This is a genomic window from Kitasatospora sp. NPDC007106, assembly GCF_040634455.1.
Taxonomy (GTDB): domain Bacteria; phylum Actinomycetota; class Actinomycetes; order Streptomycetales; family Streptomycetaceae; genus Kitasatospora; species Kitasatospora arboriphila.
Map to the genome: position 1 here is coordinate 1 of NZ_JBEYFP010000063.1, position 11,763 is coordinate 11,763.

Sequence of the window (11,763 nt, forward strand, 5' to 3'; positions counted from 1 at the left end):
CACCCCGGGGGTGTTGTCCACGAAATTGGTGATCAGCCAGTTCAGGTTCTGTGCGGCCTGGCTCATCTGACTCAACTCAACGCTCCTGGTGGTTCTGGCCGAAGCCGTCGAAGCCCTGCTGCTGGCGGCCGAAGTTGTTCTGGCCCTGACCCTGGCCCTGTGCCGGACCCTGGCCCTGGCCGGCCTGGCGGCCCTGCTGGATGCCGCGGCGCAGGTTGGTCAGGCGGCCGCGGACCTCCTCCGGGCTGCGGGAGACCTGCGGGCCGGTCAGCGGCGCCGACTCGGCGGTGCCGGAGACCAGGTTGGCCTGCGGGGTGCGGCGCGGCAGACCCGAGGTGGTCAGACCGCTGGTCGAGGGCTCGCGCACCTGCTCGGCACGGCGCCAGCGCTCGTCGTTGGCCGACGGGCGCCACGGGGCCTCGGCGGCCTCGCGGCGGCCGGGCTCACCGCCCTGCGGACCGGGCCGCTGCGGACCGGCCTGCGGGCCCGGACGCTGCGGAGCCTGAGGGCGCTGCTGCTGGCGCGGCGGGCCCTGCGGGGCCTGCTGCTGCGGCGGGACGCCCTGCGCCGAGGTGCCGGGGCGCTGCGGCTGGTACTGCGGCTGCGGCTGCTGCTGCGGGCGCGGACGGGCCTGCTGCTGGCCGCCGTCCTCCGGACGGAACCACTGCTGGGTGTCCTCCGGGCCGGGGCCGGTCGGCAGCGCCATCGGCTGGGCCTGCTGCTGCGGCTGGGGCTGCTGCGGGGCCTGCTGGGCGAACGGGTGGCCGCCGCCCGGCTGGGTGGCCGGGTCCGGCAGGACCGGCTCCACCAGGCCGAGGCCCAGCGGGTCGCGTGGGTCGATGTCGCTGGCCTCGAAGCGCGGCCGGCCGAACTGCACGGTGGACTCGACGGGGCTCTCCGCCGGGCCCGGCTGCTGCGGCGCCTGCGGGCGCTGCTGGCCGGGGACGGGGCGGCCGCCCTGCGGGCCGGCCTCCGGACGCTGGCGCTCCGGCATCGGGGCACGGCCGCCGGGGCCCTGCTCCGGGCCGCGGCGCGGCAGGCCGCCGGCCTGGCCGCCGGGACCGCCCTGCGCGCCCGGGGCACCGGACGCGCCCGGGACCCGCCGCGGCTGGCCCTGCTGGCCCTGCTGGTTGGGCTGGCCCTGCGGGGCCTGCTGGCCCTGCCGGTTCGGCGCGGGGGTCTCGCGCAGCGCCTGGCCGACCTCACGGGTCGGCAGGCCGCCGGCGGGACGACCGCCCTGGGGCTGCTGGGGCTGCTGCGGGGCACCGCCCTGCGGGCCCTGACCGAGCTGCGGACGCGCCGGGGCATCGGTCGGGGCCTGGCCGAGCGCGGCGGCGGCGCGGCCCGCGAGGGCCTCCGCCGCGGTGCCGCGGCCCTGCTGGCGCGGGGTGGGGCCGAGGCCGCGGCCCTTGCCGGCGGCACCGCCGGCGGGGCGCTGGCCCGGACGGCCGGCGGCGTTGGTGACGTCCACCGGCAGCATGACGAGTGCGGTGGTGCCGCCGGAGTCGCTGGGACGCAGCTGGATGCGGATGCCGTGTCGCAGGGACAGGCGGCCGACCACGAAGAGGCCCATACGGCGGGAGACGGAGACGTCGACGGTGGGCGGGCTCGCGAGGCGCTCGTTGATGTCCGCGAGGTCGTCCGGGCTCAGGCCGATGCCGGTGTCGTGGATCTCGACCAGCACGCGGCCGTCGGGCAGCGCGTGGCCGGTGACCCGGACGCGGGTCTGCGGGCTGGAGAACGAGGTCGCGTTCTCGAGCAGCTCGGCGAGGAGGTGGACGAGGTCGTTGACGACGCGGCCGGCGACCTCGGTCGACGGCACCGCGGCGAGTTCGATGCGCTCGTACTGCTCCACCTCGGAGGCGGCGGCACGGAGCACGTCGACCAGCGGGACGGGGCGGGTCCAGCGGCGGCCCGGGTCCTCGCCCGCGAGGACGAGGAGGTTCTCACCGTTGCGGCGCATGCGGGTCGCGAGGTGGTCCAGCTTGAAGAGGCTGGCCAGCTGGTCCGGGTCGGCCTCGCGGCTCTCCAGCTCGGAGATGAGCGACAGCTGGCGCTGGATGAGGCCCTGGCTGCGGCGCGAGAGGTTGGTGAACATCGCGTTGATGTTGCCTCGCAGGAGGGCCTGCTCGGCGGCGAGGCGGACGGCCTCGCGGTGCACCATGTCGAACGCGGAGGCCACGTGGCCGATCTCGTCCGCGGAGTCGACGCCGACGGGTTCGACGGTGACGTCGACGTCGTGCGGGTCGCTCTCGGAGAGGGTCTTGACCAGCTCGGGCAGACGGCGCTCGGCGACGTCCTCGGCCGCGGTCTGCAGACGGGTCAGCGAGCGCACCATCGAGCGGGCCACGATGGCCGCACCGGCGATGGCGACGATGAGGACGACGGCGATCAGCGCGGCGTTGACGAGCGCCTCGGTGTCGGCGTCGGACTGCAGCTTCTGGGCCTTGCCGTCGAGGTCCTCGAGCAGCTGGGTCTCGATGCGCTGCTCGGCGTTGATCTTGACGCTGGCGGCGTCGTACCAGTCCGTGTAGGTGCGCGGGTCGGTCTGCCGGATGCCGTTGGTGTTGAGGACCTGCTGGGTGTACCGGTCGGTGTCCGCGATGGTCTGGTTGAAGCTCAGGCTGGAGCGCTTCTTGCGGGCCTCTTCGTCACCGTAGATGGCGGTGAAGTTGGCGAGCGCGGACTCCTCGGAGACCTGCAGCCGGATGCCGAAGGTCTCGTCCGAGGGGGAGAGGTCGGCCTTCTGCGGGCGGGCCAGCGCGGCGGAGATCAGCGCGCGCTGCATGGACGCGTTCTCCTTGGACAGCGCGAACTGGCTGAGCGCCCGGGTGATCTTGATCAGCTCGGTCGAGTTCGACGCGATCGCGATCTCCTCGGTGATGCCGATGAGACCCTTGATGATCACGTCGTAGTTCAGGACGGTGGCCTGAATGTTGTCGATGTTGGTGTACGCGGAGCCGCGCGCCTCCGACAGCTGGTTGAGGTCCTTGCGGACCTGCAGCAGCAGGGCCTTTCCACCGGCGAGGTCGAGCTCGTCGAACTTGTCGGCGCTGGTGGCGAAGGCCTTGCTCAGCTGGTCGGTGTTCTTCTGGGCGTCCATGACGTCCGGGTCCTGCCGCTCACCGGGCTTGGCGGTGAGCGGGCCGGCGCTGATGTCGCGCTCGGTCTCCAGGGCGTCGGCCAGCGCGGTCGCGCGGCGGGCGAGGTCCGCGAGGTCGGTCATCTGCGCCAGCTGGCGGGAGTTCTCCATCGAGGTCTGCACGCGCAGACCGCCGAGGACGAGCGCCACCATCACGGGGAGCAGCAGCAGCGCGATCAGGCGCGTGCGGATGCGCCAGTTGCGCAGCGCGAACCTGTTGAGGCCGGTCGCCCGGCGGTAGTTGAGCGTGCTGCGGAGCCGCGAACGGCCCGACTTGCCGTCGGCCGTGTCGTGGCCGTCCGTGACCGTGTCGTCGGCGGGCTCGGCGCTGCCGCCGGCCTGGCCTGTTGTTGGCGCTGCCTGGTGGGGGCCGGCCACCGGCTCGCGCGACTCCGGGTCACCCGCGGCGCCGCTGCCCCTCTTGAAACGTCCCTGCACTGGCGTCGCAACCTCTGGACCGGGCGCCCCTCCCCGCTGACGCGGAGGGGGACGGTGTCGAGTTTTTCCGTGGCATTCCAGCACAGCGCGAGAAGTCCAACAAGGGCCGTTATGACTCGGTGTCCTGAGCTACCGACCGCGCGCAGGCTCTCACGGTCTGTGCGGTTACGCGCTGGTAATACGGCTCTTTTCGGACACGCAGCACCCTTCGGCCGACCGGGTGGAGCCCGGACATGTGCGACCAATGTCCGAGATGGGCGTTATGTCCGAATTCTCGAACCGCCCCGAATGTCCCGAAAGCCGAAATGGATCACGGAATTGTGACCAAAGTCACAGATTAATGTGTAGCTTTGGTCACGGCTCCTGTGACAGGAGATCCTTACCCTTGGCGGGGTCGCGGAGAGCCTTCCCAGGCCCGCGCCCGCCCAAAAGTCCCCCTCGCGAAACCAAGGTGCCCCGCCCATGTCCCAGCCGACGAAGGTCGCCGCGAAGTCCACGCTCACCGTCCGGCCGACCGCCAACCCGCGTCGGACCACCCTGGCCTCCGTCGCGGACTTCGCCCAGCTCCCCGGCGCGGTGGCCTCGCAGGAGCCGCGCGAGTACGCCGTCGAGCTGCCCGACAGCACGGCCAACCCGCGCCGCACCCAGCTGATGGTGGCGCCCGCGCCGCGCCTTCCCCAGGACTGAGCGCACCCGCCCGCAGGAGGGGCGCCGACCGCACCGGTCGGCGCCCCTCGGCGTGTCCGGGGCGTCCGGGGTGCACGAGCGCCCCCGCCGCCGCGCGCCCCCGGGCCGGCGGCACCCCGCGCGATAGCCTGGGGACGATCGAGCAGGCCACCGACCGAGAGGCTGCAGGGTGCGTATCGCCAGGTTTTCCGTCCGGGAAGGGAGCCCTGCCGCCGGCAGCGTCTCCTTCGGCGTCGTCGAGGGCGACCCGGCCCAACCCGATTCCCTGGTGGTGCACGCGCTGGCCGGCCACCCGTTCGGGCCGCCGCAGCTGTCCGGCGAGAGCTACCGGATGCAGGACGTCCGCCTGCTGGCGCCGATGCTGCCCAACAAGATCGTCGCGGTCGGCCGCAACTACGCGGCGCACGCCGCCGAGCTCGGCAACGAGGTCCCGGACGTCCCGCTGACCTTCTTCAAGCCGTCCACCGCGGTCGTCGGCCCGACGGAGTCCATCGCCTACCCGCCGTTCTCCTCGGACGTGCAGCACGAGGCGGAGCTCGCCGTGGTGATCGGCCGGATGTGCCGCGAGGTCCCGGTGGAGCGCGTCCCCGAGGTGATCCTCGGTTACACCTGCGCCAACGACGTCACCGCGCGCGACGTCCAGCAGCGCGAGGGCCAGTGGGCCCGGGCCAAGGGCTTCGACACCTCCTGCCCGCTCGGCCCGTGGATCGAGACCGAGCTGGACCCGTCCGACCTGGCGATCACCTGCACCGTCAACGGCGAGCTGCGGCAGACCGGCCGCACCTCCCTGATGGTGCGTTCGATCCCCGAACTGATCGCGCACATCTCCGAGGCGATGACGCTCCTGCCGGGCGACGTCGTCCTGACCGGCACCCCCGCGGGCGTCGGCCCCCTCAGCATCGGCGACGAGGTCGCCGTCTCCGTCGAAGGCATCGGCACCCTCGCCAACAAGGTGATCAAGCGTGGCTGACTCCCTCGCGGGCCCGGACGTCCGGGTCCGCTTCTGCCCGTCCCCGACCGGCAACCCGCACGTCGGGCTGGTCCGCACCGCCCTGTTCAACTGGGCGTTCGCCCGCCACCACGGCGGCACCCTGGTGTTCCGGATCGAGGACACCGACGCCGCCCGCGACTCCGAGGAGTCGTACGGCCAGCTGCTCGACGCGATGCGCTGGCTCGGCTTCGACTGGGACGAGGGCCCCGAGGTCGGCGGCCCGCACGCGCCCTACCGGCAGTCCCAGCGGATGGACGTCTACGCCGACGTCGCCCGCCGGCTGCACGAGGCCGGGCACGCCTACCACTGCTACTGCTCCACCGAGGAGCTCGACGCCCGCCGCGAGGCCGCCCGCGCGGCGGGCAGGCCGTCCGGCTACGACGGCCACTGCCGCGAGCTGAGCGAGGACCAGGTCGCGGTGTACCGGCTGGAGGGCCGCAGCCCGATCCTCCGGTTCCGGATGCCGGACACCACCCTCGCCTTCGACGACCTCGTCCGCGGCCCGGTCGCCTTCGACCCCAAGGACGTGCCCGACTACGGCATCGTCCGGGCCAACGGCGCCCCGCTCTACACCCTCGTCAACCCGGTCGACGACGCGCTGATGGGCATCACCCACGTGCTGCGCGGCGAGGACCTGCTCTCCTCGACGCCGCGCCAGATCGCCCTCTACGCGGCGCTCGCCGACATCGGCGTGGGCGGCGGCACCACCCCGCGCTTCGGCCACCTGCCGTACGTGATGGGCGAGGGCAACAAGAAGCTCTCCAAGCGGGACCCGCAGGCCTCGCTCAACCTCTACCGCGAGCGCGGCTTCCTGCCCGAGGGCCTGCTCAACTACCTGGCCCTGCTGGGCTGGTCGCTCTCCGAGGACCGGGACCGCTTCTCCATGGCGGAGATGGTCGAGGCCTTCGACATCGCCAAGGTCAACGCCAACCCGGCCCGCTTCGACCTGAAGAAGTGCGAGGCGATCAACGCCGAGCACCTGCGCGCGCTCGACCCGGAGGACTTCGTCCGCCGGCTGGTGCCGTACCTGCAGGCCGCCGGACTGCTGCCGGCCGAGCCCACCGCGCACCAGCTCGACCTGCTGGCCGCCGTCGCCCCGCTCACCCAGGAGCGGATGGTCGTGCTGAGCGAGATCGTCCCGATGGCCGGCTTCCTGTTCGTCGACCCGGCGGACTTCGCGGTCGACCCGGACGACGCCGCCAAGGCGCTCGGCGCCGACGCCCGGCCGGTCCTGGAGGCGTCCGTGCAGGCGCTGGAGGCGCTGGCCGACTTCACCCCGGACGCGGTCCAGGCCGCGCTGCGCGAGGCCCTGGTGGACGGCCTCGGGATCAAGCCCAAGTTCGCCTTCACCCCGCTGCGGGTGGCGGTGACCGGCCGCCGGGTCTCCCCGCCGCTGTTCGAGTCGATGGAGCTGCTGGGCCGCGCCGAGACGCTGCGTCGGCTGGGGGCCGCCCTGGAGGCCGCGCCGGCCTCCTGAGGCCGCCCGCGCCGCCTGCGGCCCCGGTGCGCTGACCAGGGCCGCAGGCGCCCGGCGCCCTGCCTGCGGTTATCGATTTTGGAGCCGGGCCTGGCGTCGGGTAATGTTCTTTCTGCGCCGCCCGGGCAGGGAGGCGCGAGACACCGAGCGAAGACCCCGCAGGGGTTGAACTCTGGTGGGGTATGGTGTAATTGGCAGCACGACTGATTCTGGTTCAGTTAGTCTAGGTTCGAGTCCTGGTACCCCAGCGCAGTACAGCAGTAGTGCAAGCCCCCGTTGTGTAGCGGCCTAGCACGCCGCCCTCTCAAGGCGGTAGCGCCGGTTCGAATCCGGTCGGGGGTACGCAGTTTCTTCGAAAATTGCAGAGTGAATGAGTATGCCCCCGTTGTGTAGCGGCCTAGCACGCCGCCCTCTCAAGGCGGTAGCGCCGGTTCGAATCCGGTCGGGGGTACTCAGCACCACCTCGGTGGTGCGGGCCCCCGTTGTGTAGCGGCCTAGCACGCCGCCCTCTCAAGGCGGTAGCGCCGGTTCGAATCCGGTCGGGGGTACTTTTGGGGTATGGTGTAATTGGCAGCACGAGTGATTCTGGTTCATTTAGTCTAGGTTCGAGTCCTGGTACCCCAGCCAACAAGCTCCGGGTGACCGGGGCTTTTTTGTTTTCCGGACCGTCCCGTTTCCCGGACCGTCCCGGAATTCCCGCGCGCAGCCCGAAGGGCCCGCCCCCGTGTTCCGGGGCGGGCCCTTCCGTCGTCGCCGGTGCGGGCGTCAGCCGCGGCGGAGCGCCTCGGTGAGGCGGTTGGCGGCCTCGATGATGGCCTGGGCGTGCAGCCGGCCCGGGTGGCGGGTGAGGCGCTCGATCGGGCCGGAGACCGAGACGGCGGCCACCACGCGGTTGGAGGGGCCGCGGACGGGCGCGGAGACGGACGCCACGCCCGGCTCGCGCTCGCCGATCGACTGGGCCCAGCCGCGGCGCCGCACGCCGCTGAGTGCCGTCGCGGTGAAGCGGGCGCCCTGCAGGCCGCGGTGCAGGCGCTCCGGCTCCTCCCAGGCCAGCAGGACCTGGGCGGCGGAGCCGGCCTTCATCGGCAGGGTGGAGCCGACCGGGACGGTGTCCCGCAGGCCCGAGAGCCGCTCGGCGGCTGCGACGCAGATGCGCATCTCGCCCTGGCGGCGGTAGAGCTGGGCGCTCTCGCCGGTGACGTCGCGCAGGTGCGTGAGCACCGGCCCGGCGGTGGCGAGGAGGCGGTCCTCGCCCGCCGCGGCGGAGAGCTCGGCGAGTCTGGGGCCGAGGATGAACCGGCCCTGCATGTCCCTGGTGACCAGGCGGTGGTGTTCGAGTGCGACGGCGAGTCGGTGGGCCGTGGGCCGCGCCAGACCGGTGGCGGCGACCAGCCCCGCCAACGTGGCGGGGCCAGACTCCAGTGCGCTCAGCACCAGAGCGGCCTTGTCGAGAACGCCGACGCCGCTAGTGTTGTCCATGTCTCGATACTGCAGTCTCAGTGGGCGAGACGCAAGTTCAATCTTCCGAGAAAAGCGCCACTCTTGATGCAGCAGCCCGGGAGACACCCAGGATGGACCCTCACCAAAGCGTCCACATCCTGGACAGACGATCCGGCGTGCAGGTCGCGACTCCGCAGCGAGCCTCACCAGGGCAGCACCGGAAGAGACCCCGACGACACGAGAAGGCCGGCAATGCGGCCGGCTGGAGGGAAAGCGATGGGACGGACACTCGCAGAGAAGGTCTGGGACGACCACGTCGTCCGGCGCGCCGAGGGCGAGCCCGACCTCCTCTTCATCGACCTGCACCTGCTGCACGAGGTCACCAGCCCGCAGGCGTTCGACGGCCTCCGGCTGGCCGGCCGCAAGGTCCGCCGCACCGATCTCACGATCGCCACCGAGGACCACAACACCCCGACCCTCGACATCGACAAGCCGATCGCCGACCCGGTCTCCAGGGTCCAGCTGGAGACGCTGCGCAGGAACGCCGCCGAGTTCGGCGTGCGCATCCACTCGCTGGGCGACGTCGAGCAGGGCGTCGTGCACGTCGTCGGCCCGCAGCTGGGCCTCACCCAGCCCGGCACCACCGTGGTCTGCGGCGACTCCCACACCTCCACCCACGGCGCCTTCGGCGCACTGGCGTTCGGCATCGGCACCAGCCAGGTCGAGCACGTGCTGGCCACCCAGACGCTGCCGCTGGCCCCGTTCAGGACGATGGCCATCACCGTCGAGGGCGAACTGCCCGAGGGCGTCACCGCCAAGGACCTGATCCTCGCCATCATCGCCAAGATCGGCACCGGCGGCGGCCAGGGCTACGTCCTGGAGTACCGCGGCTCCGCCATCCGCAGCCTCTCCATGGAGGCCCGGATGACCATCTGCAACATGTCCATCGAGGCGGGCGCCCGGGCCGGCATGATCGCCCCCGACGACACCACCTTCGACTACCTCAAGGGCCGCCCGCACGCCCCCGAGGGCGAGGACTGGGACGCCGCCGTCGCGTACTGGCGCACCCTGGCCACCGACGAGGACGCCGTCTTCGACGCCGAGGTGTTCATCGACGCCGCCTCGCTGACGCCGTTCGTCACCTGGGGCACCAACCCGGGCCAGGGCGCCCCGCTCGGCGCCAACGTCCCGAACCCCGAGGACTTCGAGGACCCGCAGGAGCGGATCGCCGCCGAGAACGCCCTGAAGTACATGGGCCTGGAGGCCGGCACCCCGCTGCGCGAGGTCCCCGTCGACGCCGTCTTCGTCGGCTCCTGCACCAACGGCCGGATCGAGGACCTGCGGGCCGCCGCCGACATCCTGGACGGCCGCCGGGTCGCCGAGGGCGTGCGGATGCTGGTCGTCCCCGGCTCCGTCCGGGTCGCCCTGCAGGCCGTCGAGGAGGGCCTGGACAAGGTCTTCACCGCCGCCGGCGCCGAATGGCGCCACGCGGGCTGCTCGATGTGCCTCGGCATGAACCCGGACCAGCTGGCCCCGGGCGAGCGCTGCGCCTCGACCTCGAACCGCAACTTCGAGGGCCGCCAGGGCAAGGGCGGCCGCACCCACCTGGTCTCCCCGCAGGTCGCCGCCGCGACCGCCGTGCTGGGTCACCTGGCCTCGCCCGCAGACCTGTCCGACCGCGTCGCCGTGGAGGCCTGAGCCATGGAGAAGTTCACCACCCACACCGGCCGGGCCGTCCCGCTGCGCCGCAGCAACGTGGACACCGACCAGATCATCCCGGCGCACTGGCTGAAGAAGGTCACCCGCTCCGGCTTCGAGGACGGCCTGTTCGAGGCCTGGCGCAAGGACGAGGACTTCGTCCTCAACCGCCCCGAGCGGCAGGGCGCCAGCGTCCTGGTGGCCGGCCCCGAGTTCGGCACCGGCTCGTCCCGCGAGCACGCCGTCTGGGCGCTGCAGAACTACGGCTTCCAGGCCGTGATCTCCTCGCGCTTCGCCGACATCTTCCGCGGCAACTCGCTGAAGAACGGCCTGCTGACCGTCGTCCTGCCGCAGGAGACCGTCGAGCGGCTGTGGGAGCTGGTCGAGGCCGACCCGACCGCCGAGATCACCGTCGACCTGGAGGCCCGCGAGGTCCGCGCCGAGGGCGTGACCGCCTCCTTCGAGCTCGACGACAACGTCCGCTGGCGCCTGCTGAACGGCCTGGACGACATCAGCATCACGCTGCAGAACGAGGCCGACATCGCCGCTTTCGAGGCGACCCGCCCCTCGTTCAAGCCGCGCACCCTGCCGGTCGCCTGACCGACCGCAACTCCGCGCGTACGCCGGATGGCCCGCCTCCCCTCGGGGGGGCGGGCCATCCGCCGTTCGGCCCCCCGAGTGCATCGCCGCGGCCCTTCGGACCGGCCGGAGTTCGAGTCCGAGTTCGGGTCTGACGCCGACTCGGAACAGCACCGGGCATTTGCCCAAGACCCCCCTTGCGCAGGGCACATCACAACAGATGGCACAATCGTTGCATGCACCGGCACGACGAACCTCCGTACGCGGGTGGCGATCCCGCGCACCCGGAGGTGAACGGCGGTGCAGCCGGCGGTCGAATTGACGGCCGGACGGACGACCAGACCTCACCTGCTGAGGAACCGGACGACCCGGAAGCCGAAGCGCTCTTCGCGCTTGTGGCCGAGCGGTTGAAGCAAGCCCACGCTCGCGTATCTGCGCTGAACGTGTCAGCGGAAGCAAAGACCGCTCTCATCCGTCAACTGCTGATCGTCACGGAGACCGCCAAGCGCGATCTCCCGGGGGCGGCCCGGCGGTTGAGTCGCTTTGTGCAGGACCTCGACGCGGGGCGCCCGCCGCTCGGCTGAGGACGCGAACGCGCAAATCCATTGCGACACTAGGGTGATTCACGCGTTTGGTAATTGAAAGTCCGCAGATACATACCTAACGTGCGAAATGAACGGATGGATTCATCCGGCGCCCGTTTCCGAAGGGGAAGACGTGAACAAGGCTCAGCTTGTCGAAGCGGTGGCCGAGCAGCTGGGCGGTCGCAAGGCTGCCGCAGAGGCCGTCGACGCAGTGCTCGACACCATGGTGCGTGCCGTCGTGGCCGGTGACCGGGTCTCGGTCACCGGCTTCGGCACCTTCGAGAAGGTGGAGCGCTCCGCGCGCTTCGCCCGCAACCCGCAGACCGGTGAGCGCGTCAAGGTCAAGAAGACCTCCGTTCCGCGCTTCCGTCCCGGCCAGGGCTTCAAGGACCTCGTCAGCGGCTCCAAGAAGCTGCCGAAGGAAGGCCCCTCGGTCAAGAAGGCCCCCAAGGGCTCGCTCACCCCGGGCAAGAGCGGCGCCACCACGGCGGCCGCCAAGCGCGCCGCCACCAAGCGCGTCGCGGCCGCCACCGGCACCGCCGCCGCGGCCACCAAGAAGACGGCCGCGAAGAAGACGGCTCCCGCCAAGACCGCCGCGGCGGCGAAGAAGACCACCGCGACGGCGAAGAAGGCGGCTCCCGCCAAGACCGCCGCGGCGGCGAAGAAGACCACCGCGACGGCGAAGAAGGCGGCTCCCGCCAAGACCGCCGCGGCGGCCAAGAAGACC

Annotated in this window: 9 protein-coding genes, 5 tRNA genes and 1 pseudogene; 12 read left to right on the top strand and 3 right to left on the bottom strand. The window is 72.0% G+C overall.

Annotated features, from left to right (window positions below):
* Positions 1–66: pseudogene (locus ABZ641_RS09365) on the bottom strand (roadblock/LC7 domain-containing protein); the annotation flags it as partial.
* Positions 67–76: 10 nt separating this feature from the next.
* Positions 77–3,580 carry a nitrate- and nitrite sensing domain-containing protein gene (locus tag ABZ641_RS09370; protein ID WP_359980382.1) on the bottom strand — a complete coding sequence of 1,168 codons (3,504 nt, stop codon included), beginning with the start codon at positions 3,578–3,580 and terminating at the stop codon, positions 77–79.
* A 462-nt stretch (positions 3,581–4,042) separates the two neighbouring features.
* On the opposite strand from ABZ641_RS09370, the gene ABZ641_RS09375 reads away from it, so the two are divergent.
* The 8 genes from ABZ641_RS09375 to ABZ641_RS09410 all read left to right on the top strand — a co-directional run bounded on the left by ABZ641_RS09375 (position 4,043) and on the right by ABZ641_RS09410 (position 7,362).
* Complete coding sequence (locus ABZ641_RS09375) at positions 4,043–4,267, top strand: hypothetical protein (protein WP_344628445.1); 225 nt, start codon at positions 4,043–4,045, stop codon at positions 4,265–4,267.
* Positions 4,268–4,436: 169 nt separating this feature from the next.
* Entirely contained in the window at positions 4,437–5,237 is an 801-nt protein-coding gene (locus ABZ641_RS09380; RefSeq protein WP_344628444.1) for a fumarylacetoacetate hydrolase family protein, read from the top strand.
* Positions 5,230–6,735: a glutamate--tRNA ligase gene (gene gltX, locus ABZ641_RS09385; RefSeq protein ID WP_359980385.1), complete on the top strand. Its 1,506-nt coding sequence runs from the start codon at positions 5,230–5,232 to the stop codon at positions 6,733–6,735. Before ABZ641_RS09380 ends, gltX begins: the two co-directional genes overlap by 8 nt.
* Before the next feature lie 176 nt (positions 6,736–6,911).
* A tRNA-Gln gene (locus ABZ641_RS09390) sits at positions 6,912–6,983 on the top strand.
* 21 nt (positions 6,984–7,004) lie between these two features.
* Positions 7,005–7,077 (top strand) — tRNA-Glu (locus ABZ641_RS09395).
* 36 nt (positions 7,078–7,113) lie between these two features.
* Positions 7,114–7,186: transfer RNA gene (locus ABZ641_RS09400), tRNA-Glu, on the top strand.
* Between the two features lie 24 nt (positions 7,187–7,210).
* Positions 7,211–7,283 (top strand) — tRNA-Glu (locus tag ABZ641_RS09405).
* A gap of 4 nt (positions 7,284–7,287) precedes the next feature.
* Positions 7,288–7,362 (top strand) — tRNA-Gln (locus tag ABZ641_RS09410).
* A 138-nt stretch (positions 7,363–7,500) separates the two neighbouring features.
* Here ABZ641_RS09410 and ndgR read toward each other — a convergent pair.
* Positions 7,501–8,214 carry an IclR family transcriptional regulator NdgR gene (gene ndgR / locus ABZ641_RS09415; RefSeq protein ID WP_030275730.1) on the bottom strand — a complete coding sequence of 238 codons (714 nt, stop codon included), beginning with the start codon at positions 8,212–8,214 and terminating at the stop codon, positions 7,501–7,503.
* A gap of 237 nt (positions 8,215–8,451) precedes the next feature.
* Here ndgR and leuC point away from each other — a divergent pair, with 237 nt between their 5' ends.
* From leuC to ABZ641_RS09435, 4 genes are all read left to right on the top strand, one after another.
* Positions 8,452–9,873, top strand: coding sequence for a 3-isopropylmalate dehydratase large subunit (gene leuC / locus ABZ641_RS09420; protein ID WP_344627301.1), 1,422 nt, complete (start codon positions 8,452–8,454; stop codon positions 9,871–9,873).
* A gap of 3 nt (positions 9,874–9,876) precedes the next feature.
* A complete protein-coding gene (leuD, locus tag ABZ641_RS09425; RefSeq protein ID WP_344627300.1) occupies positions 9,877–10,473 on the top strand; it encodes a 3-isopropylmalate dehydratase small subunit in 597 nt (198 codons plus the stop codon).
* 374 nt (positions 10,474–10,847) lie between these two features.
* Entirely contained in the window at positions 10,848–11,036 is a 189-nt protein-coding gene (locus ABZ641_RS09430) for a hypothetical protein (protein ID WP_344627304.1), read from the top strand.
* A 133-nt stretch (positions 11,037–11,169) separates the two neighbouring features.
* The coding region (locus ABZ641_RS09435) for an HU family DNA-binding protein (RefSeq protein WP_359980389.1) at positions 11,170–11,763 on the top strand (594 nt) is incomplete at its 3' end.

Excerpts from the sequence above, each read along its gene's own strand:
- ABZ641_RS09375 (WP_344628445.1), top strand. The coding sequence starts at position 4,043 with ATGTCCCAGCCGACGAAGGTCGCCGCGAAGTCCACGCTCACCGTCCGG.
- ndgR (WP_030275730.1), bottom strand. The coding sequence starts at position 8,214 with ATGGACAACACTAGCGGCGTCGGCGTTCTCGACAAGGCCGCTCTGGTG.
- leuC (WP_344627301.1), top strand. The coding sequence starts at position 8,452 with ATGGGACGGACACTCGCAGAGAAGGTCTGGGACGACCACGTCGTCCGG.
- leuD (WP_344627300.1), top strand. The coding sequence starts at position 9,877 with ATGGAGAAGTTCACCACCCACACCGGCCGGGCCGTCCCGCTGCGCCGC.